The 20,587-nt window shown below is 74.0% G+C and carries 18 protein-coding genes and 1 pseudogene; 5 read left to right on the forward strand and 14 right to left on the reverse strand.

From position 1 onward, the window contains the following. Positions 1 to 23: 23 nt before the first annotated feature. On the forward strand, positions 24 to 449 hold the full coding sequence (locus EBO15_RS04200; RefSeq protein ID WP_122192960.1) for an OsmC family protein: 426 nt from the start codon (positions 24 to 26) through the stop codon (positions 447 to 449). On the opposite strand, the gene EBO15_RS04205 is transcribed toward EBO15_RS04200, so the two are convergent. The 3 genes and pseudogenes from EBO15_RS04205 to recO all read right to left on the reverse strand — a co-directional run. Continuing rightward, the gene (locus EBO15_RS04205) at positions 424 to 1,272 is read right to left on the reverse strand and encodes a TauD/TfdA dioxygenase family protein (protein ID WP_122192961.1); all 849 of its coding nucleotides are present in this window, start codon (positions 1,270 to 1,272) and stop codon (positions 424 to 426) included. The genes EBO15_RS04200 and EBO15_RS04205 overlap by 26 nt on opposite strands. A 168-nt stretch (positions 1,273 to 1,440) precedes the next feature. Continuing rightward, on the reverse strand, positions 1,441 to 2,241 hold the full coding sequence (locus EBO15_RS04210; RefSeq protein WP_122192962.1) for an isoprenyl transferase: 801 nt from the start codon (positions 2,239 to 2,241) through the stop codon (positions 1,441 to 1,443). A 182-nt stretch (positions 2,242 to 2,423) separates the two neighbouring features. Continuing rightward, positions 2,424 to 3,149 (reverse strand): annotated as a pseudogene (gene recO / locus EBO15_RS04215) (DNA repair protein RecO); the annotation flags it as partial. A gap of 186 nt (positions 3,150 to 3,335) precedes the next feature. On the opposite strand from recO, the gene EBO15_RS04220 reads away from it, so the two are divergent. Beyond that, positions 3,336 to 4,364 (forward strand): M4 family metallopeptidase, encoded by a 1,029-nt coding sequence (locus tag EBO15_RS04220; RefSeq protein ID WP_122192963.1) that lies wholly within the window; start codon positions 3,336 to 3,338, stop codon positions 4,362 to 4,364. 64 nt (positions 4,365 to 4,428) lie between these two features. Beyond that, positions 4,429 to 4,683 carry a protealysin inhibitor emfourin gene (locus tag EBO15_RS04225; protein ID WP_122192964.1) on the forward strand — a complete coding sequence of 85 codons (255 nt, stop codon included), beginning with the start codon at positions 4,429 to 4,431 and terminating at the stop codon, positions 4,681 to 4,683. 185 nt (positions 4,684 to 4,868) lie between these two features. On the opposite strand, the gene leuA is transcribed toward EBO15_RS04225, so the two are convergent. From leuA to EBO15_RS04240, 3 genes are all read right to left on the reverse strand, one after another. Next, a complete protein-coding gene (leuA, locus tag EBO15_RS04230; protein ID WP_122192965.1) occupies positions 4,869 to 6,575 on the reverse strand; it encodes a 2-isopropylmalate synthase in 1,707 nt (568 codons plus the stop codon). Between the two features lie 215 nt (positions 6,576 to 6,790). Then, positions 6,791 to 7,561, reverse strand: a complete 771-nt coding sequence (gene ddaH / locus EBO15_RS04235; protein WP_122192966.1) for a dimethylargininase — start codon at positions 7,559 to 7,561, stop codon at positions 6,791 to 6,793. Positions 7,562 to 7,625: 64 nt separating this feature from the next. Then, positions 7,626 to 8,237 carry a zinc-ribbon domain-containing protein gene (locus EBO15_RS04240; RefSeq protein ID WP_199744320.1) on the reverse strand — a complete coding sequence of 204 codons (612 nt, stop codon included), beginning with the start codon at positions 8,235 to 8,237 and terminating at the stop codon, positions 7,626 to 7,628. 121 nt (positions 8,238 to 8,358) lie between these two features. Between EBO15_RS04240 and EBO15_RS04245 the strand changes: the two genes are divergently transcribed. Then, on the forward strand, positions 8,359 to 9,006 hold the full coding sequence (locus EBO15_RS04245; protein WP_122192968.1) for a hypothetical protein: 648 nt from the start codon (positions 8,359 to 8,361) through the stop codon (positions 9,004 to 9,006). On the opposite strand, the gene era is transcribed toward EBO15_RS04245, so the two are convergent. From era to EBO15_RS04260, 3 genes are all read right to left on the reverse strand, one after another. Beyond that, positions 8,997 to 9,932, reverse strand: a complete 936-nt coding sequence (gene era, locus EBO15_RS04250) for a GTPase Era (RefSeq protein ID WP_199744321.1) — start codon at positions 9,930 to 9,932, stop codon at positions 8,997 to 8,999. The genes EBO15_RS04245 and era overlap by 10 nt on opposite strands. Before the next feature lie 80 nt (positions 9,933 to 10,012). Next, positions 10,013 to 13,366 (reverse strand): AfsR/SARP family transcriptional regulator, encoded by a 3,354-nt coding sequence (locus EBO15_RS04255; RefSeq protein WP_158628129.1) that lies wholly within the window; start codon positions 13,364 to 13,366, stop codon positions 10,013 to 10,015. Between the two features lie 76 nt (positions 13,367 to 13,442). Next, on the reverse strand, positions 13,443 to 15,563 hold the full coding sequence (locus EBO15_RS04260; protein WP_122192970.1) for an MMPL family transporter: 2,121 nt from the start codon (positions 15,561 to 15,563) through the stop codon (positions 13,443 to 13,445). A gap of 230 nt (positions 15,564 to 15,793) precedes the next feature. On the opposite strand from EBO15_RS04260, the gene EBO15_RS04265 reads away from it, so the two are divergent. Next, positions 15,794 to 16,123 carry a cytidine/deoxycytidylate deaminase family protein gene (locus EBO15_RS04265; RefSeq protein WP_122192971.1) on the forward strand — a complete coding sequence of 110 codons (330 nt, stop codon included), beginning with the start codon at positions 15,794 to 15,796 and terminating at the stop codon, positions 16,121 to 16,123. Positions 16,124 to 16,139: 16 nt separating this feature from the next. Here the strand turns inward: EBO15_RS04265 and EBO15_RS04270 are convergent, their stop codons facing one another. The 5 genes from EBO15_RS04270 to EBO15_RS04295 form a co-directional block, all read right to left on the reverse strand. Then, on the reverse strand, positions 16,140 to 16,817 hold the full coding sequence (locus tag EBO15_RS04270; RefSeq protein ID WP_147481375.1) for a hypothetical protein: 678 nt from the start codon (positions 16,815 to 16,817) through the stop codon (positions 16,140 to 16,142). Between the two features lie 314 nt (positions 16,818 to 17,131). Then, positions 17,132 to 18,439, reverse strand: coding sequence for a hemolysin family protein (locus tag EBO15_RS04280; protein WP_122192974.1), 1,308 nt, complete (start codon positions 18,437 to 18,439; stop codon positions 17,132 to 17,134). Then, positions 18,436 to 18,915 carry an rRNA maturation RNase YbeY gene (gene ybeY, locus EBO15_RS04285; RefSeq protein WP_122192975.1) on the reverse strand — a complete coding sequence of 160 codons (480 nt, stop codon included), beginning with the start codon at positions 18,913 to 18,915 and terminating at the stop codon, positions 18,436 to 18,438. The genes EBO15_RS04280 and ybeY overlap by 4 nt, the downstream gene beginning before the upstream one ends. 6 nt (positions 18,916 to 18,921) lie before the next feature. Beyond that, the gene (locus EBO15_RS04290) at positions 18,922 to 19,983 is read right to left on the reverse strand and encodes a PhoH family protein (RefSeq protein ID WP_122192976.1); all 1,062 of its coding nucleotides are present in this window, start codon (positions 19,981 to 19,983) and stop codon (positions 18,922 to 18,924) included. A 159-nt stretch (positions 19,984 to 20,142) separates the two neighbouring features. Then, positions 20,143 to 20,511 (reverse strand): HIT domain-containing protein, encoded by a 369-nt coding sequence (locus tag EBO15_RS04295; RefSeq protein WP_233615929.1) that lies wholly within the window; start codon positions 20,509 to 20,511, stop codon positions 20,143 to 20,145. Positions 20,512 to 20,587: the final 76 nt, after the last annotated feature.

A 20,587-nucleotide genomic window follows, 5' to 3' on the forward strand; every position in this document is an offset into this window, starting at 1 on the left:
GGGAGGTTGGCAGAATCGGTCCCATGGCTACCACTCGCATCGCCAACGCGCACTGGGAAGGGCCGCTCATGGGCGGCCAGGGGACGGTCTCGCTGGACTCGTCCAAGATCGGCACGTACGAGGTGACCTGGCCGTCCCGCGCCGAGGAGCCGAACGGGCGCACCAGCCCCGAGGAGCTCATCGCGGCCGCCCACTCCACCTGCTACTCGATGGCGCTCTCGCACGGCCTCGCCGGGGCCGGGACGCCGCCGGAGAAGGTGGACACCAAGGCCGAGGTCACCTTCCAGCCCGGTGAGGGCATCACCGGGATCCACCTGACCGTCCGGGCGAGCGTGCCCGGCCTGTCCGCCGCCGACTTCGACAAGGCCGCGCAGGACGCCAAGGCCAACTGCCCGGTCAGCAAGGCGCTCGCCGGGACGAAGATCACGCTCGACGCGGCGCTCGCCTGACCCCTCGGGGTCCCGCCTTCGGCGCACGCTCCCGTTCCGTCCTCGGGTGGAACGGGAGCGGAGCGCTCCCGCCGCAGGTCACGAGCCTGAACCTGCGCTCCCCCGCCACCCGGTCGCCGACGTCGCGGACGTCCCGGTGCTGGGTCGCGCGGTTGTCCCAGACCACCACGTCGCCCGGCCGCCACCGCCAGCGGACGGTGTTCTCCAGCGCCGTCACCTGCCCCTGGAACAGCCGGATCAGCGCGCCCGCGTCCGCCGCGCCGCTGAGGCCGGCGACGCCCCGCGCGTGGGCGCCCAGCAGCAGCACCCGCTCCCCCGTCTCCGGATGGACGGTCACCAGCGGATGCTCCAGCACGCCGTCCGGGCCCGCGTGCTCGATCCACAGCCGGTCGGCGACCTCGCGCAGTTCGAGCGGCAGGCCGTCGTAGGCGGTCGCGGTGTTGGCCCACACGGTGTCGCCGCCGAACGGCGGGACGCTCAGCGCGTGCAGCACCGACACGCCCGGCGGACGCATCGTGCCGCTCCCGTCGGTGTGCCAGGCCCCGGCGCACCCCGCGTGGGCGACGGGCGTCGAGGGCTCGCCGAACAGCGCGGCGAGGGCGGTCTGGTCGGCGGCGGCGACGTCGTCCTGGCCCCGCAGGAACAGGACCTTGTGGCGGAGGAGGGCCCAGCGCAGCAGGCGCGCCGTCCCGGAGTCGGGACCGCCCGCGAGCCGGACGCCCGTGACCGCCGCGCCGATCCGTCCCGCGAGGGGCTCCACGCAGGTCAGAGGCCCCTCAGGCGCGGAGGGCGCGGGCGGAGGATCGAGCAGACGGTACGCCATGCGGACGAAGGTAGGCGGCCCGCGCGCAAATGTCAATCAATCAGGTAGGGAATACCGACTATAGGGAGACGCCCCGCCGCGCCACCGAGGGCAACACGGCCGGACGGAAGGGCTGAAGGGCTGAAGGGCTGAAGGGCTCAAGGGCTCAAGGGCCGAAGGGCGGAAGGGTCAGGCGGACGGCGCGACCGGCACCGGGTTCGGCTCGGCGCCGCCGTAGCGGCGGTCCCGGCTGGCGTAGACCTCGCAGGCGTGCCAGAAGTGACGGCGGTCGAAGTCGGGCCAGAGCGTGTCCAGGAACACCATCTCCGCGTACGCCGACTGCCAGATCAGGAAGTTGGACGTGCGCTGCTCCCCGGACGACCGCAGGAACAGGTCGACGTCCGGGATGCCGGGCTCGTCGAGGTACTTCGCGAACGTCTTCTCGCTGATCTTGTCCGGGTTGACCTTGCCGTCCCGGACGTCCCGCGCGAGCTGCGCGGCGGCGTCCACGATCTCGGCGCGCCCCCCGTAGTTCACGCAGAACTGGAGGGTGAGGACGTCGTTGTCGCGGGTCATCGCCTCGGCGTCCTCGAGCTCCTTGATCACGCTGCGCCAGAGCCGGGGCCGGCGCCCCGCCCAGCGGATCCGGACGCCCATGGAGTTCAGCTGGTCGCGGCGGCGGCGGATCACGTCCCGGTTGAAGCCCATGAGGAACCGGACCTCGTCGGGCGAGCGGCGCCAGTTCTCGGTGGAGAACGCGTACGCCGACACGTACGGGACGCCCAGCTCGATCGCGCCCATGATCACGTCGAACAGCGCGTCCTCGCCGCGCTTGTGCCCCTCGGTGCGGGGCAGCCCGCGCTGCTTGGCCCAGCGCCCGTTGCCGTCCATCACGATCGCCACATGCCGCGGCACCAGATCGCCAGGAATCGCGGGCGGACGCGCCCCGGCCGGGTGCGGGTACGGCGGCTGAACGGCGGCCCTGCTCAAACTGTCTCCCTGTCGCTCGCCCCGCCGGGACCGGCGGGGTCGTCGGGCTCGTATCCATCGAAGTCGAGATCACCGGCACCGGCCGCCGCGCCCGGCGCGGCAAGGCGGCCCCCCACGGCGTCACCGGCGGCGTCACCGGCCGTGGCACCGGCGGCGCCCCGGCGCTCCCGCGTGCCGCCGTCGCGCTCGACGTGGCGGAGCGAGCGGATGCCGTGCTCCAGGTGCCACTGCAGGTAGGCGGCCACCAGGCCGCTGCACTCCACCCGGTGCCGCTGCTCGGAGTCGTCGGCATAGTCCCACTCGCCGCGCAGCAACGCCAGCATCAGCGCGAACGTCGGCGGCGCGGGCGTCGCCGTGCCCGGCTGGCGGCAGCGGGAGCACATCGCGCCGCCGCCCGCGATGGAGAAGCCGCGCAGCTGCCCGCGGTCGCCGCAGCGGCTGCACTCGTCGAGCGCCGGGGCCCAGCCCGCCACCGACAGCGACCGCAGCAGGAACGCGTCCAGCACCAGCCGGGGGTCGTGCGAGCCGTCCGCGAGGGTGCGCAGCCCGCCGACCAGCAGCAGGAACTGCCGCAGCGCCGGCTCGCGCTCGCCGGCGGTCAGCTTCTCGGCGGTCTCCAGCATCGCCGTCCCGGCGGTGTAGCGCGGGTAGTCGACGACCAGGCGCTGGCCGTACGGACGCAGCGTCTCGGCCTGGGTGATCAGGTCGAGCGAGCGCCGCTCGTAGAGCTGGAGGTCCACGTGCGTGAACGGCTCCAGCCGCGCCCCGAACCGGGACTTGGTCTTGCGGACCCCCTTGGCCGCCGCGCGGATCCGGCCGGTGCGCCGGGTCAGGACGGTCACGATGCGGTCGGCCTCGCCCAGCTTCTGGGTGCGCAGGACGACGCCCTCGTCGCGGTACAGGGTCACCCGCCCATTGTCGCCCACGTCCGGGCGTGCGCCCGCACGGGAACACCCGATCCGCACACACTCCTCACATCCCCGGCACGCCCCGGCGCTCCGAGACGAGATCATTACGCTCCGCGACCGGATTCGGCCGCGTCACTGTTCCCGAAGACGTGGCCCGGGTCACCTCGGCGGTGGCAGCGTTGTCCCATGAGATGCACCATCGTGCCTCCGCACATCCTCGACCACATCGCCGACCGGGCCGACGACGCCGCGCTGCGCGAGTCCGCCCGCCGCAGCCTGGTGCTCAGCACCGCCCAGCGCACCGAGCGCCGGGTGCTGCCCGTCGCCGCCCCCGCCGCCACCCAGGACTTCACCCCCCACAGGACGATCAAGGACGCCGGGCACACCGAGACCCTGCCGGGCCAGGAGGTGCGCGCCGAGGGCGCCGCCCCCTCCTCCGACACCGTCGTGAACCAGGCCTACGACTGGCTCGGCGTCGTGTTCGGCTTCTACGAGACCGCCTACCAGCGCGACTCCATCGACGGCGCCGGCCTGCCCATGATCTCGACCGTGCACTACGGGCAGGGCTACGACAACGCCTTCTGGAACGGCGAGCAGATGGTCTACGGGGACGGCGACGGAACGCTGTTCACCGACTTCACCGGGCCGCTCGACGTCACCGGGCACGAGCTCACCCACGGCGTCACCCAGTACACGGCCGCGCTGGAGTACTACGGCCAGTCCGGCGCGCTCAACGAGTCGGTCTCGGACGTGTTCGGCTCGCTGATCAAGCAGTGGCACCTCGGCCAGACCGCCGACCAGGCGGACTGGCTGATCGGCCAGGGCCTGCTCGCCCCGGGCGTGCACGGCGCGGCGCTGCGGTCCATGAAGGCCCCCGGCACCGCCTACGACGACCCCCAGATGGGCAAGGACCCCCAGCCAGCCGACATGGCGCACTATGTCGACACGTACCGTGACAATGGCGGGGTACATATCAACTCGGGAATTCCGAACCGGGCGTTCTACCTGGCCGCCACCGCGATCGGCGGCAACGCCTGGGAGCGGGCCGGGCGGATCTGGTACGGGACGCTGACCGGCGGCAAGCTGCCGTCCTCGGTGGACTTCGCCGGGTTCGCGGCCGCGACGGTGGACACCGCGACGACGCTGTACGGGGCGTCCGCCGCCGAGGTGACCGCGGTACGGCAGGCGTGGACGGGGGTAGGCGTCCACGTGTGATCGTGAGAATCCCACCTCAGGGGACGGGACCTCGCGGCCGCGGGACGAGCGGAGGAGAACGTCGATGAAGGTGACGGTGGTCCGCAGCGGCGGGTTCGCCGGGATCGAGCGGCGCGGAGAGGCCGACAGCGCCGACGACCCCCTGCTGGCCGGACTGGTCGGCCGCGTCGACCTGGCGCGGGTGCCTCCCCCCGGACGCATACCGGACCAGTTCGTGTACGACATCTCCATCGACGGGCGGTCCGCGTCCGTCGGAGAGGCGCAGCTCACCGGGCCTCTGCGGGAACTCGTCCACCACGTCCTCGGCCCCGGCGGCTGACCGGGCCCGAAACGCCGGACGACCGGGACCGGGCCACTCGTGGCGGCCCGGCCCCGGTCACCGCGGGCGATCAGGACGGAGACGGGGTTTCCGGGTGCCTCCCCCGCGCGGGAGGCACCCGGAAAGCCTGTGTGCGGGCGGTGCCCCGTTCCGGACCCTCCGCGAGGGAGGATCGGCGGCCCGGGTCAGGCGCCGCGGGCGACCCGGTTGACGGCCGACAGCATCGCCTTCAGGGACGCGGTGACGATGTTCCCGTCGATCCCTACGCCCCACACGGTCTGCCCGTCGACCTCGCACTCCACGTAGGCCGCGGCGCGCGCGTCGCCGCCCGCGCTCATCGCGTGCTCGGCGTAGTCCAGGACGCGGACGCTCACGCCGACGGTCGCCAGGGCGTCCTCGAACGCCGAGACCGGGCCGTTGCCGATGCCCTCGATCTCGCGGATCTCGCCGTGCACCCGGACGTCGCAGGACAGCCGGTCCTTCTCGTCCACCCGGGAGACGGCGCGGTGCGCCAGCAGCCCGACCCGCGGCCCGTTCGCCAGGAACTCGGCCTCGAAGATCTCCCACATGCGCTCGGGCGTGACCTCGCCGCCCTGGTCGTCGGTGTGCCGCTGGACGACCCGGGAGAACTCGATCTGCAGCCGCCGCGGCAGCTCCAGGGAGTGCTCGGTCCTCATGACATAGGCGACGCCGCCCTTGCCCGACTGGCTGTTGACCCGGATGACCGCCTCGTACGACCGGCCCACGTCGTGCGGGTCGATCGGCAGGTACGGGACGGCCCAGGTGAACTCCTCGACCGGGACCCCGGCGGACGCCGCGTCCCGCCGCAGGTGGTCGAAGCCCTTGTTGATCGCGTCCTGGTGGGAGCCGGAGAACGCGGTGTACACCAGGTCGCCGCCGTACGGGTGCCGCTCGTGGACGGGCAGCTGGTTGCAGTACTCGACGGTGCGCCGGATCTCGTCGATGTCGGAGAAGTCGATCATCGGGTCGACGCCCTGGGTGAACATGTTCAGGCCCAGCGTGACCAGGCAGACGTTGCCGGTGCGCTCGCCGTTGCCGAACAGGCAGCCCTCGATGCGGTCGGCGCCCGCCTGGTAGCCCAGCTCGGCGGCGGCGACGGCGGTGCCCCGGTCGTTGTGCGGGTGCAGCGACAGGATGATCGAGTCGCGGTAGGCCAGGTTCCGGCTCATCCACTCGATCTGGTCGGCGTAGACGTTCGGGGTGGCCATCTCGACCGTGGACGGCAGGTTCACGATGACCTTGCGGTCCGGCGTCGGCCGCCACACCTCGTTGACGGCGTTGCAGACCTCGACCGCGTACTCCAGCTCGGTGCCGGTGAACGACTCCGGCGAGTACTGGAAGTGGATCTCGGTGCCGTCCATCTGCTCGGCGAGCTTCTTGCACAGCTTGGCGCCCTCGACCGCGATCGCGGTGATGCCGTCCTTGTCCTGCCCGAACACCACGCGCCGCTGCAGCGTGGACGTCGAGTTGTACAGGTGGACGATCGCCCGCTTCGCGCCGCGGACGGCCTCGAAGGTCTTCTCGATCAGCTCCGGCCGGGCCTGCGTCAGCACCTGGATCACCACGTCGTCGGGGATCCGGCCCTCGTCGATGATCTGCCGGACGAAGTCGTAGTCGGTCTGGCTGGCGGCCGGGAACCCGACCTCGATCTCCTTGTAGCCCATCCGGACCAGCAGCTCGAACATCTTGAGCTTGCGGTGGGCGTCCATCGGGTCGATCAGCGCCTGGTTGCCGTCGCGCAGGTCGACCGCGCACCAGCGCGGGGCCTCGGTGATCACCCGGTCGGGCCAGGTCCGGTCGGCGATCTTGACCGGAGCGAACGGCTGGTAGCGCTGGAACGGCATTCCGGAAGTGTTCTGCTGCGGATACATCTGGGTCTGCTTCCCTCTGCTCAGTCCTTGCGGCCGACGCTCACGTCAGAGTCCCGCAGCGAGGGAGCCGGCCTGTCTACAGGCCCCCGCTGCGGCCGCTAAGGAGAAGCAGCTCCACGAACACGCTTGTCAAGCTAACAGATCCCATCCGGAACACGGAAACCGGGTCTCACCATCCGAGACGCCCGCGTCTCGCGCCCCTCCCACCAGCCCTTTCAGGAAAGGCGTGTCGGGACGAGCACGGAGAGACACGTCACACAGCCCTCGAGCGCCTCGAACTCGCCGATGTCCACGACCGTCACGCGGAACCCGTCGGCGGCGAGCAGGTCCGCCGTGCGCGGCGCGGACGCGGCGAGCAGCAGGTGCTCCGGGCCGAGCACGACCACGTGCGCGCCGGACGGCTCGGGCGCCACCCGAAGGGCCGGGAGGGCCGAGGTGTCCACCCAGTCCGGGACGCCGATGAGCGAGCCGTCCGGGAGGGCGGTCATCGCCGACTTCAGGTGCAGCGCGCCCCGCACGTCCACCGGGACGACCCGGCGGCCGCCGAGGAGCCGGGCGAGCTGGCAGATGCCCTCCTCGTTGGTGCGGGCGCCGCGTCCGACGTAGACGGTGCCGCCCGCCTGGAGGACGTCGCCGCCGTCCAGGGTGCCGGGCGCGGCGATGCGCTCCACGGTCAGCCCGAGGTCGCGGACGACGCCCTCGGTCCCGGCGACCTCCGCGCGGCGCTCGGGCGCGCCCGGCAGGGTCAGCACCGCGACGTCCCCGCAGACCACGACCGTGTCCTCGACGAACACCGCGTCGGGCGCGTCGTCCGCCTCCGGGACGGCCCGGACGGCCCATCCGGCCGCCCGCAGCGCGGCGGTGTACGCCTCGTGCTGCCGCCGGGCCAGGGCGAGGTCCACCGGCCGCCGCTCGATGTGCGTGACCAGCCCCTCCGCCAGCCGCGGGCCGGGCCTCCGCACCAGGGCGATTCCTGCGTCCGCCATTGCTCTCGTCCCTTCGGGGGGCCGTCCGGGCCTGCGCGGCCCGTGACGGTGTTCGAGACCGAGGTTAGTGCGCCGCGGCCTCGGTCATCGTGATGACGCCGAGGGCATGGGCGCGGCTCATGCCGAGCAGGTGGGCGATCTCGTGCAGGGTCCGGCGCTCGGGCTCGTCCAGGGGGCCGTCGGCCAGGCCGACGCGGACGCAGCGGGCCAGGAACCACTCCTTCGCCTCGACGGCGAGGCCGGCCCCGGCACGGGCCACCTCCTCCTCGAGGAACGCCGTGCGGAGATCCAGGTCGGTGTCGATGGCGCCGTCGTCGTAGCCGCGCTCGCCGTAGCCGGCGACGGCCTCGATCGCGCGGCCCCGGCTGCGCTCGTCATCGGGGTCCCCGGAGCGCAGGACGAGCCCGGCGGCGGCGCGCATCCCGGCCGGGAGGGCGGCGGCGAGCTGCTGGGCGGTGGGAGTGCGCAGGGCCGAGACGGCGAACCGGGTCCGGCAGACGCGGCACTCGACCACCTCGCCGAGGCGGCGCAGCGGGAGGACCGGGAGGAAGAAGAGGGTGAGCCAGCGGCGCGCGGCCCGGCGCCGGTAGGCGCGGTCGCCGCCGCAGCGCGGACAGTGGAAGATCCCCTCACCCGTCGCACGGAAGAACACCGAAAAGCCGAAAACAAGCAACACCGGTCTCTCCTCCCAAAACGGACTCACCCAAACTACCGATCACGGCCGTCTCCCGCGCCCCGCACGATCGTCTCCCGCGCCCCGCGCGATGAAGCCCGCGTCGTCCCCTTACGCTGGGCTCATGACCGGTGACATGGGACGGCCCCGGTTCCTGCCGCCCGAGGAGGAGCCCGCCGAGCCCGCCGAGCACGCGGCCGCCGGGCGGGAGCCCGAACCCGAACCCGAGCCCGCCCGGTCGCGTCCCGGGTCGCGCGCGGGGACGGTCTGGAGCGTGCTGACCGTCCTGGCCTCGACGGCGCTGCTGGTCTCGGCGTTCCTGCCGTGGGCGCACCTGGAGATGACCACCGAGCTGCTCGGCACCTCGTTCAGCGACGATCTCGGGTCGGTCGCGGGCATCGACGCGGACGGCACGGTCGTGGTGGTGCCCGTGCTGGCGCTCGCGGCGGCCGTCGTCGCGCTGTGGGGCGCCGTCGTCCGGGACGTCCGGATCTCCGCCCTCGCCGCGCTGCCCGGCGCGCTCGCCCTGGTCGCCTGCGTCCTGTTCGCGCTGCGGCTGCGCCGGACGGGCGACCGGTACGGCGGGGACGGCGCGCTGCTCGCCTCGCACACCCACGCCGCCCTCGACTACGGCTGGTACCTGGGCGTCGGCGCGGCCCTGCTGGTCGTCGGCGTCGGCCTGGTCCGGCCGTTCGCGCGGCGTCCGCGCGGCCGGGGGACGGACGGGCGGCCGCCCCCACCGGTCATCCCGGAGGGGCCGGATCAGTCGTAGAAGCCGAGACGGCGGAGCTGCTTGGGGTCGCGCTGCCAGTCCTTGAGGACCTTGATCCGCAGGTCCAGGTAGACCTTCGTGCCGAGCAGGGCCTCGATCTGGCGCCGGGCCTGCCGCCCGACCTCCTTCAGCCGGGCGCCCTTGTGCCCGATGATGATGCCCTTCTGGCTGTCCCGCTCCACGTACAGGTGGGCGTAGATGTCGGTGAGGTCCTCGCGGCCCGCGCGCGGCGCCATCTCGTCCACCGCGACGGCGATCGAGTGGGGCAGCTCGTCCCGGACGCCCTCCAGCGCCGCCTCGCGGATCAGCTCGGCGACCAGGACCTGCTCGGGCTCGTCGGTCAGGTCGCCCTCCGGGTAGAGCGCGAAGCCCTCCGGCAGGTGCTTGATCAGCAGGTCGCCGACCACGTCGACCTGGAAGCCGTTCTCGGACGAGCAGGGCACGATGTCGGCGAACTCGCCCAGCTCCCCGACCGCGAGGAGCTGCTTGGCGATCTGCTCCGGCGTGGCGAGGTCGGTCTTGGTGACGATCGCTACGACCGGCGTCTTCTTGACGTTGGCCAGCTCGCGCGCGATGTACTTGTCGCCGGGCCCGACGGGCTGGTCGGCCGGGACGCAGAAACCGATCACGTCCACCTCGGTGAGCGTGGACCGGACGAGGCTGTCCAGCCGCTCGCCGAGCAGCGTCCGCGGCTTGTGCAGGCCGGGCGTGTCGACCACGACGAGCTGGGCGTCCGGGCGGTGCACGATGCCGCGGATCGCCCGCCGGGTGGTCTGGGGGCGGCTGCTGGTGATCGCCACCTTGGTCCCGACCAGGGCGTTCATCAGCGTGGACTTGCCCACGTTGGGCCGTCCGACGAAGCAGGCGAACCCGGAGCGGAACGGGTCGGGCTGCGGGGTCTCTGCTGGCGATCCTGGCGATGTCACGTCACCAATTGTCGCCGACGCGGCGCAGCGCCTCGTCCACCGGCGCGCCCCAGGCCCCCCGAACCGGCCGGGAGGCGGGGTCAGGCGGCCGGAATCCCGAGGGCGCGGAGGGCGGCCGCGGCGGCCTGGGCCCAGGGCGCGGCGCCGGCCCGCCCGGCGATCTCGATCGCGAACCGGTAGTGCCCGGCGGCCTCGTCCGGACGGCCCAGGAACACGGCCAGGTCGCCGAGGGTGTGCGCGATCGGCCCGATCGTGGCGACCGCGCTCGCTCCACCGGCGATGTGGTCGGCGAACGGGAGCAGGTCGCCCACGCACTGTTCGGCCAGGTCACGGTCGCCGAGGACGATCGCCCGGCGGGCCCGGACGGCGAGGGCCAGCTCATAGAAGTAGTCCGGGCGGATCGGGCCCGCGTCCTCGACGGCCCGGCGCGCCTCGTCGACGCGCCCGGCGGCGGCGAGGGCCAGGGCGAGGAGGTCGGCGGTCGCACTGATGTGCGGCCACTGCGCGGCCATCCACGCCGCCGGTTCGACCATCTCGGCCGCGCGCCCGCGCACGAGCCGGATGCAGAAGATCCCGAAGAACGTCACGCCCTGCTCGCTGGCCCAGATCCCCGTGCGGGAGATGGCGTCGCCGACCTCCCGGTAGGCGCGCTCGGCGTCCTCGTACTCGGCGGAGAAGGCGTGGCTGAGGGCCCGGTGCCACTCGCTGATCTGGTACAGCAGGGGCAGCCCGTACTGCTCGGCGAGGCGCTGGCCCTCGGCGCGGTGGCGGGCCGCCTCGTCCATCCGGAGGTAGGCCATGTTGACCTGCTGGAGCTGCAGGTGGGCCAGGACCTGGTAGGACGCCAGCTCGTGCCGGGTCGCCAGCTCCAGCAGCTCGGTCGCGACGGCGTGCCGCTCGTCGCGGTCGGACGCGGCCAGGTAGCAGTTGATGAAGCGGCCGTTCAGCGCGGCGGCGAGGGTCTCCGGACGGCCCAGGCGGCGGGCGATCTCCACCGCCTCGTCGGCGGCCCTCCGGCCCGCGCCGCCGGGCTCGCCCTCCAGCTCGACCGCGATCGTGGTGAGGAGCCGGGCGCGCAGGTCGGCGGCCTCGCCCGGGAGCCCCGCGAGGGCCTCGCGGACGGCGTCCAGCAGCTCGGTGTCGAGGACGCCGTACTCGTGGGCCGTCCACAGGGTCGGGACGTCGAACGCGGTGATCGCGCGGCTCAGCAGTTCCACGTCGCCGAGTGCCCGCGCCTCCGCGACGCAGCGGCCGCGCCGCGCCCGGGACGGCACGACCGCCCCGGCCAGCGCGGACGCCCGGATCGCCCGGATCTCCAGCTCCAGCCGCTCGCGCACCCGCCCGGAGCCGAGGGCGGAGGCGGCCCGGTCCCAGAGCTCGGCGGCCGAGGCGTAGGCGAACCGGGCCTCGGCGGCGGCCGCGGCGAGTTCCGCGAACCGGACGGCCCGGTCCGCGCCGGTGCCCGCCTCCAGGTAGTGGTGGGCGATCGCGCCGACCTCGGCGGGCGCGTGCCGCTCCATCGCGGCGGCGATCCGGCCGTGCAGGCGGGTCCGCCGGGCCGCCGACAGCCCGGCGGAGAGCGTGTCGCGGACGAGGGCGTGCGCGAACCGCATCCGGCCGGGCGCGGGCTCGGTGACCAGACCTGCGGCGAGACCCGCGTCCACCGCGTCCAGGACGGCGTCCTCGTCCCCGCCGGACAGCTCGGTCAGCACCCGGACGTCGGTCTCCGCGCCCGCGACGGCCGCCTGCCGCAGGACGGTCAGCGCGGGCTCCGGCAGCCGGGCGAAGCGGCGGCGCAGCACGTCCCCGACCCCGGCGGGCACCTCGCGCGCCGCCGCGTCCGGGCCCTCGGCGTCCAGCAGCCGCGCGGTCTCCCGGGCGAAGAACGGGTTCCCGCCCGTCCGCTCGGCGATCGCGGCCAGCTCACGGTCGCCGACCTCGGCCGCGCAGGACGCCCGGACCAGCTCGGCGACCTCGGCGTCCGCGAGGCCCTCGAGGTCGATCCGGACCGGCTCGTGCCGGGCGAGCCGGGCGAGCGCGCCCGCCATGCCGTCCGCCTCGGCCGGACGGAACGTCCCCATGATCAGGACGGGCAGCTCGGCCAGCCGCTCCGGCAGCCGGGACAGCAGGACGAGCGTCTCGTCGTCGGCCCAGTGCAGGTCGTCGAGGACGAGCAGCAGCGGCCCGGATCCGGCGAGTTCGGCCAGGTAGTCGCCGACGGCCAGGCGGAGCCGGAACCGTCCGGTCGTGGCGTCGGCGGCGGACGCCCCGGCGCGCGCCGCGGACGCGTCGTCGAGCAGCGGGGCGAGCCGTCCCGCGAGACCGGGGTCCGGGGGCGTCCCGGCCGCGAGGACGCGCAGGATCTCCGCCCACGACCAGGCCGCCGGGGCGCCGTCGGCCTCCTCGGACCGGCCCCGCGCGACCCGCCAGCCGTCCGCGGCCAGCCGCCGCGCGAACCGCTCGACCAGCGCGGTCTTGCCGATCCCGGCCTCGCCCCCGACGAGGCCGACCTGGCACCGGCCGGTCCTGGCGCGGTCGGCGGCGTCCGCGAGGCGCGCGGTCTCGGCCTCGCGGCCGACGAAGGTCTCGCCGTCCGGCGGGACGAGGCGCAGCCTCGGCCGTGCCGCCTCCGGGCGGAGCACCTCCGGCAGGGCCTCGGGCGCCCGCCGCGGCGCGTCCAGATGCGCGGCCTGCCGGAGGATGTCGGATTCCAGCGCGCGCAGCGCCGGGCCCGGGTCCACGCCGAGCTGCTCGGTCAGGACGTCGCGGGCCCGGCGCAGCGCGCCGAGCGCGTCCCCCTGACGTCCGGTGCGGTAGAGGGCGAGGGACAGCAGCCGCCAGGCGTCCTCGCGCAGCGGGTTGGCGGCGACGTGCGCCTCCAGATCCGGGACGGCCTCGGCCTCCGCGCCGAGTTCGAGCATCGCCTCCGCTCGGCGCTCGGTGGCGAGCCGGTGCAGCTCGTCCAGCCGGGCGGCCTCGGCGGCGGCCCACGGCATGTCGGCGAACTCCGCGTACGCGGGCCCTCGCCACAGTCCCCGGGCCCGCTCGGCGAGTTCCCGCGCCTCCGCGGGGTCGCCGGCCTCCCCGGAGCGCTCCACGAGCTCGTCGAAGTACCAGGCGTCCACATCGGCCGAGGGGAGGCGGAGCGCGTATCCGGGCGGGGCGGTCACCAGCACCCGCGCGGGCGTACGAGGCGGACGGTCCGGTTCGAGCGCGCGCCGCAGGTGGGACACGAACGACTGGAGACCGGCGGCGGCCCGGGGCGGGGCGCCGTCCGGCCACAGCTCGTCCACGAGGCGGTCGGCCGGGACGAGGCGTCCGTGGGCGGCGGCGAGCCGGGCGAGGACCGATCGCTGGCGGGGTCCGCCGAGCTCGACCGGTCCACCGCGCAGCACGGCCTCGAAGGTCCCCAGAACACGCACCGCCAGCGCCACGGACAAAAGCCTAATGGCCCGACACTCGGGGCGCTGAACGCCCCGTGCGCCGGGCCTTCCCGGGACCTCCGGGCGATCAGGCGGGCACGGGCGTCCGCTCGTCCTCCGCCTCGGCCGAGCCGTGCGGGTCGAACGCGGGCAGGACACGGGCCAGCGGCCCCGGCAGCCACCAGTTCGCCCGTCCCAGCAGCGCCATCGTCGCCGGGACCAGGACGAGCCGGACGAGCGTCGCGTCCAGCGCGACCGCGACGGCCAGCCCGACGCCCATCTGCTTGATCACCAGGCTCGGGTCGGACGCGAACCCGGCGAACACCGCGACCATGATCAGCGCCGCGCTGGAGATCACCCGGCCGGTGGCGGCCAGCCCGGACCCCACCGAGCCGCGCGCGTCACCCGTCCGCAGCCAGTCCTCCCGCACCCGGGAGAGCAGGAAAACCTCGTAGTCCATCGAGACCCCGAACAGCACCACGAACATCAGCAGCGTGATGAAGCTCGACACCGGCACGCTGTGCGGCAGGCCGAGCAGCGTCGCGCCCCACCCCCACTGGAAGACCGCGACGAGCACGCCGTACGCGGCGCCGATCGACAGCATGTTCATCGCGGCGGCCTTCAGCGGCGCGACCAGCGACCGGAACACCAGCAGGAGCATGACGAACGAGGTCGCGACGACCACGCCGATCACGGGCCACAGCCGGTCGTCCAGGCGGCGGTTGAGGTCCACGTAGATCGCGGTGAGGCCGGTGATCTCCGCGCCGTCCGGGAGGGCGTGCGCGCGCAGCCGGTCCACGACGGCGGGACCGCGCTTGTCCTGCGGGCCGTACGCGGGCGTCGCGACGAGCACGGCGGCACTGCCGTCCGGGGAAAGCTGCGGCGGCGCGACGTTCACGACGCCCTCGGTGCGCGCGATGCGCTCCTGGATCGCGGGCAGCTCGGCGCGGTTCACCTTCCGCAGGTCGACGGCGACGAGCAGCGGCCCGTTCGCGCCGGGACCGTACCCGTCCGCGACCAGGTCGTACGCCCGCCGGACGGTGCTGGACGTCGGCTCGCTGCTCGCGTCGCTCGGCCACGTCCGCATGCCGACGGCGGGGGCGGCGAGCGTCAGCAGGATCACCAGGCTCGCCAGCAGCCACGCCCACGGGTGCCGGCCGACGTGCCCGGCCCAGCGGCGCACCATCGGCGCGTCGGTGTGCACGACCGCGCCGGACGCCCGGTCCCGGCGGCGCAGCACCCGGCGCCCGGCGAGGCCGAGGACGGCGGGCAGCAGCGTGAGCGCGCTCAGCACGGTCGCGGCGACGACCAGGCCGGTCGCGAAGCCCATGGTCATGAAGACCGGGATGCCCGACAGCAGCAGCCCGCACAGCGCGAGCAGCACGGTGAACCCGGCGAACAGCACGGACAGGCCCGCCGTCGCGGTCGCCCGCCCGGCCGCCTCCGGCACCGCCAGCCCCTCGGCGAGCCCCTCGCGGTGCCGCGTCAGGATGAACAGCGCGTAGTCGATGCCGACGCCGAGCCCGACCATCATCGCGAGGGTCGGGGCGGTCGTCGCGATGTCGGTCACGGCGGCGAGCAGCGTGATCCCGGAGACGCCGACGCCGAGCCCGGCGACCGCCACCACGAGCGGCAGCCCGGCCGCGACGACCGACCCGAACGCCAGGAACAGCACGACCAGCGCCACGGCGATGCCGACGCCCTCGCCGACACCGCCCGGCGCGGTCACGTTCTCCGGCAGCTGCCCACCGAAGTCGACGGAGTACCCGGCCGCCCGCAGGTCGGCGGTCGCGCCCTTCAGCAGGTCGAGCGACGCCTGGGGCTTGAGGTCGGTGACCTGCACGTCGTACCGGACGGTCAGCAGCGCGGTCGCGCCCCCCTTCCCCGGCGGCGCCGGGTCCACCGCCGCAACGTGCGGAAGCCTGCCCAGCCTCGCCCCGGCCGCGGTGAGCCGGGCCTGGTCCACCGGCCCGGACGGGTTGTGGACGACGACCCGGGCGTCCGCGCCGGACAGCGCGGGGAAGCGCTCGGTCAGCAGGTCGGACGCGCGCTGCGCGCCGCTCCCCGAGAGCCGGTAGTTGTCGTGGTTCGCGCCGCCGAACGCGGCGGCCAGGCCGGCGATCGCGCCGACCGCGACCAGCCAGACGACGATCATGCGCCAGGGCCGCAGGGCCGCCGCCCTTCCCAGGCGGTACAACAGACGGGACATGCTCGGGCTCCCCCAGACGTCGCGAACGGAACGCCCTCAGGCTGTCCCGCCCCGCTTGCCGCCCACTTGCCACCCGCTTGTGACCGCACCGCTCCCACTTGCGGGCACGCCGCTCCCGCTTGCGGGCGCACCGCCACCACTTGCGGGCGCTCGCCCGAGAGCCCCGCCTCCGCTCGCGAACGCCCCGCCCGTGCCCGGCGCCGGGACGGCCCGTCGGTAGGCTTGCGGGCGTGACCGAGCTGAACGCCGAGGACTCCAAGATCATCACGCTCGCCCGCTCGTCCCGGGCCCGCACCGGCGCCGCCGAGGGCGCGGCCGTGCGCGACGAGACCGGCCGCACCTACGCCGCGACCAGCGTCGACCTGCCGTCGCTGAGGCTGTCGGCGCTCCAGGTCGCGGTCGCGATGGCCGTGTCCAGCGGCGCGGAGGACCTCGAGGCCGCCGCGCTCGTCTCCGCCGGGACGCCCACCGACGCGGACGTCGCCGCCGTCCGGGAGCTCGGCGCGAAGGCCCCGATCCTCGTCGCCGCCCCCGACGGCACCCTCACCACGACCCTCTGAACCGCGCTTCCGCGTCCTAGGGACGCGGCGTCGGCGTCTCCCCCGGAGACGGCGTCAGAACGACCTTCTCCCGGTCGCGGGCGTTCGCCAGCCGGCGCAGCACCCGTGCCTCCATGAGCCGCAACCGGCGCTCGCCGTCACCCGCGAACTCCCCCGGCGCGGCGAGCACCAGCAGGTCGGAACCCTCCCGCGCGAAGATCACGTCCAGCCCGTACCGCTGGTCGCCGTCCGGATGGCTGTACCGGACGGCGACCGCGTCGTCCTGCCCCTCCGGATGGCTCAGCCGCCGGCGCTCGAGCCCCGTCTGGTCGAAGCCGTGGCCGTCCCAGCCGCTGTCGCCGGACCGGCCGAAGTCGATCACCGGGCAGCCCGCGACCGCGTCCCGCGCCGCGTCCACCCGTTTGGCCGCCTCACCGGACGGCAGCCGCAGCACGTGCTCGACGAGGGTCGCCGCCGGATCCGCCCGGTAGTACGCCACATGCGACTGCGGGACGTCCCTGTCCGCCGAGGACGACCTCCCGCTCGCGGCGTCCACCATCCGCAGCAGCCTCGCGCAGTCCGGGTCGGACGGGCGCATCCCCCGGAAGACCTCCTGGTCGTCGGCGGGCAGGAACCCCTCCGGGACGTCCTCCGGACGCAGCGCCGCCGCCGTCATCAGCGCGGCCGGGGCCCGCAGCGCCGCCACATCGGGCACGGCCGCCCGCTCCACCGCCCCGCACCCCGACACGAGCAACGACACGGCCGCAGCCACAGCCACAGCCACGGCCGACGACACCGACGCCGCCGCTGACGCCGCCGCCGAGGCGACCGCGCTCCAGGAACGGCGAGCGCCCGCGACACGACGACCCGCCGACCGCGCCATGGAATCCCCCCGAACCCCGTGCCGCCGGCCGCCCCCGGCCGACGTGACGCGCAAGATCATGCCCCTGCGCCGGCGAGGTTTAACCCCGCTCGATCACGGTGAGAGGACGCCCGCGGGCCCCGCGAGCCCGCAGGTCAGGACCCGGATCAGGACCCCGATCGGGCTCCGGGCCGGGCCCCGTTGGACGCCTCGGAGCGCTCGCGGTGCACCAGCACCGTCCCGATCCGGTTCCGGCGTCCCGCGAGCGACTCGGCCTTCAGCCGCAGCCCGGCCACCGTCGCCGTCGCGCCCTCGATCGGCACGCGCCCCAGCGCGTACGCCAGCAGCCCGCCGACCGTGTCCACGTCGTCCACGTCGATCTCGACGCCGAACAGCTCGGCCAGGTCCTCCACGGGCAGCCGGGCCGTGACCCGCGCGGTGTCGTCGTCCAGCCGGTCCACCGGCGGGATCTCCACGTCGTACTCGTCGGTGATCTCCCCGACGATCTCCTCGAGGATGTCCTCGATGGTGACCAGCCCGGCCGTGCCGCCGTACTCGTCGATCACGATCGCGACGTGGATCCGGCGGGCCTGCATCTCGCGCAGCAGCTCGTCCACCGGCTTGGAGTCCGGGACGTAGGTCGCGGTCCGCATCACCGACCCCACCGACGCGCCCCCGGCCGCCGGGTTCTCGTGCGTGGCCCGGACGATGTCCTTCAGGTAGGCGATCCCGACGACGTCGTCCTCGTTCTCCCCGACCACCGGGATCCGCGAGAACCCCGACCGCAGCGCCAGCGACATCGCCTGCCGCAGCGACTTGTCCCCCTCGATGAACACCATGTCGGTGCGCGGGACCATCACCTCGCGGACGAGCGTGTCGCCCAGCTCGAACACCGAGTGGATCATCTGCCGCTCGTCCGGCTCGATCAGGCTGCGCTGCTCGGCGAGGTCCACCAGGTCGCGCAGCTCCGCCTCGGTCGCGAACGGCCCGGCGCGGAAGCCCTTGCCGGGCGTCAGGGCGTTGCCCAGCAGGATCAGCAGCCGCGGCAGCGGCCCGAACACCCGCGTCACGGCCGGGATCACCGTCGCGCCGGCCAGCGCGAACCGGTCGGCGTGCTGCAGCCCGAGGGTGCGCGGGCCGACGCCGACCACCACGAAGCTCACCACGATCATCGAGACCGCGGCCGTCACGTACGCCTGCCAGGTCTCGCCCAGCCAGGACACGCACAGGTCGGCCACGATCACGGTCGCGACCAGCTCGCAGCCGATCCGCAGCAGCAGGACCATGTTCACGTACGGCGCGGGATCGGCCACGATCTCGGCCAGCTTCGCCGCGCCCCGGCGGCCCGCCGCGACGAGCTCGCCGACGCGGTGCCGGGAGATCCGGGCGAGCGCCGCCTCGGTGCCCGCCAGCAGCCCCGCCACGATCACCAGGGCGGCCGCCAGCCCCAGCAGCCACCCTTGTCCGGACGTCATCGCTCGGCGTTCTTCTCCCGCCAGGACCCGAGCAGCTCGTCCTGGAGCCCGAACATCTCCTTGTGCTCCTCGGGCTCGGCGTGGTCGTAGCCGAGCAGGTGCAGGATGCCGTGCGTGGTCAGCAGCTCCAGCTCGGCCTCCGTCGAGTGCCCGGCCTGCTTGGCCTGGCGCTCGGCCACCATCGGGCAGAGCACCACGTCGCCGAGCAGGCCCGGGTCGAGCTCGCCGTCGTCGTTCGCGCCGCCGTCCAGCTGGCCGGGCCGCAGCTCGTCCATCGGGAAGGACAGCACGTCCGTCGGGCCCGGCTCGTCCATCCACTTGACGTGCAGCTCGGTCATCGCCTCCTCGTCCACGAGGAGGACCGACAGCTCCGCCAGCGGATGCACCCGCATCCCGTCCAGCACGTGCCGGGCCAGGTCGGCGATGGCGCGCTCGTCCACGGGCACGCCGGACTCGTTCAGTACCTCGATGCTCACTTCGTGTTACCGTCCCCGCTTGCGCGGCGCGCCCCCGCGCGCCGCCCCCTGCTTCAGCTCCGCCACCCGCAGCTCGTCGAACCGGCTGTAGGCGTCCACGATGTCGGTCACCAGCTTGTGCCGGACGACGTCGTGGCTGTTCAGCCGGCAGAAGTGGATGTCGTCGATGCCCTCCAGGATGGACTGGACGACCCGGAGGCCGCTCTCCTGCCCGTTCGGGAGGTCCACCTGCGTCACGTCGCCGGTCACCACGACCTTCGACCCGAACCCGAGCCGGGTCAGGAACATCTTCATCTGCTCGGGCGAGGTGTTCTGCGCCTCGTCCAGGATGATGAACGAGTCGTTGAGCGTGCGGCCGCGCATGTACGCCAGGGGGGCGACCTCGATCGTGCCCGCCGCCATCAGCCGCGGGATCGAGTCGGGGTCGACCATGTCGTGCAGGGCGTCGTACAGCGGACGCAGGTAGGGGTCGATCTTCTCGTAGAGGGTTCCGGGGAGGAAGCCGAGCCGCTCGCCGGCCTCGACGGCCGGGCGGGTGAGGATGATGCGGTTGACCTTCTTGTCCTGGAGCGCCTTGACCGCCTTGGCCATGGCCAGGTAGGTCTTGCCGGTGCCCGCGGGACCGATGCCGAACACGACCGTGTGCTTGTCGATCGCGTCGACGTAGCGCTTCTGGTTCAGCGTCTTCGGACGGATCGTCCGGCCCCGGCTGGACAGCACGTCCAGGGTCAGGACGTCGGCCGGGCGCTCGGCGGAGCCCGCGCGGAGCATGGCCAGGCTGCGCTCGACGGCGTCGGGGGTGAGCTGCGCGCCGCCGTTGAGCAGGTCGATCAGCTCGGCGAACAGGCGGGAGACCAGGTCGGTCTCGGCGGGGGCGCCGGTGACGGTGATCTCGTTCCCGCGGACGTGGATGTCGCTGCGGAACGCGCTCTCGATCACGTGGAGCAACTCGTCCCGGGAGCCCAGCAGGCTCACCATGGAGTGGTCGTCCGGCACCACGATGCGGATCTGGGAGCGGGCGCCGTTCTGCGCGGCGGTGTCGCGTCCCCGGTGTGTTGATTCGACCATCAGCCGGGCCTTGCGGCCTCTCGGACCTGCCTTCTCGTCGCCACGGATATCACGCGGCCGTCGTTGCGGCGGCCACGACTCCATGGTACCGACCGCCGCACGGCACGGCCTCTCCATTTGCTCCCGGCTCGTCCGGTCCGCCCGGATGGTTCCCGCGCCCTATCCGGGGGGCCACTGGAGGGCGCGGCCGCCCAGCAGGTGGGCGTGCACGTGGAAGACGGTCTGACCGGCCTGCGCGCCCGTGTTGAACACGATCCGGTAGCCCGCCTCGTCGATGCCCTCCTCGGCCGCGACCTCGGCCGCGAGGGCGACCACGTCGGCGAGCAGGGCCGGAGACGCCGCGGCGAGCTCGGCCGCGTTCGGGTGGTGCTCCTTCGGGACCACCAGGACGTGCGTCGGGGCCTGCGGGTTGATGTCGCGGAAGGCCAGCGCCGTGTCGCTCTCCCGGACGATCTCCGCCGGGATCTCCTTCTCGACGATCTTGCAGAACAGGCAGGCGGCCGTGCTCTCGTCCATGCGTCCGTCCATGCGTCCTCCGTCTCGTGAACCGCGTCCGCATCCTAGCGATCCGGTCCCGCGGCGTCCGGCCCGCGCCCCCGTGCGA

The sequence above is a fragment of the Actinomadura harenae genome (assembly GCF_003696215.1).
Lineage (GTDB): Bacteria > Actinomycetota > Actinomycetes > Streptosporangiales > Streptosporangiaceae > Spirillospora > Spirillospora harenae.

What these genes read in the sequence shown, in the direction of transcription:
- EBO15_RS04200 (WP_122192960.1), top strand. Translation starts at nt 24, where the DNA reads ATGGCTACCACTCGCATCGCCAACGCGCACTGGGAAGGGCCGCTCATG.
- EBO15_RS04205 (WP_122192961.1), bottom strand. Translation starts at nt 1,272, where the DNA reads ATGGCGTACCGTCTGCTCGATCCTCCGCCCGCGCCCTCCGCGCCTGAG.
- EBO15_RS04220 (WP_122192963.1), top strand. Translation starts at nt 3,336, where the DNA reads ATGAGATGCACCATCGTGCCTCCGCACATCCTCGACCACATCGCCGAC.
- EBO15_RS04225 (WP_122192964.1), top strand. Translation starts at nt 4,429, where the DNA reads ATGAAGGTGACGGTGGTCCGCAGCGGCGGGTTCGCCGGGATCGAGCGG.
- leuA (WP_122192965.1), bottom strand. Translation starts at nt 6,575, where the DNA reads ATGTATCCGCAGCAGAACACTTCCGGAATGCCGTTCCAGCGCTACCAG.
- ddaH (WP_122192966.1), bottom strand. Translation starts at nt 7,561, where the DNA reads ATGGCGGACGCAGGAATCGCCCTGGTGCGGAGGCCCGGCCCGCGGCTG.
- EBO15_RS04245 (WP_122192968.1), top strand. Translation starts at nt 8,359, where the DNA reads ATGACCGGTGACATGGGACGGCCCCGGTTCCTGCCGCCCGAGGAGGAG.
- EBO15_RS04260 (WP_122192970.1), bottom strand. Translation starts at nt 15,563, where the DNA reads ATGTCCCGTCTGTTGTACCGCCTGGGAAGGGCGGCGGCCCTGCGGCCC.
- EBO15_RS04280 (WP_122192974.1), bottom strand. Translation starts at nt 18,439, where the DNA reads ATGACGTCCGGACAAGGGTGGCTGCTGGGGCTGGCGGCCGCCCTGGTG.
- EBO15_RS04290 (WP_122192976.1), bottom strand. Translation starts at nt 19,983, where the DNA reads ATGGTCGAATCAACACACCGGGGACGCGACACCGCCGCGCAGAACGGC.
- EBO15_RS04295 (WP_233615929.1), bottom strand. Translation starts at nt 20,511, where the DNA reads ATGGACGGACGCATGGACGAGAGCACGGCCGCCTGCCTGTTCTGCAAG.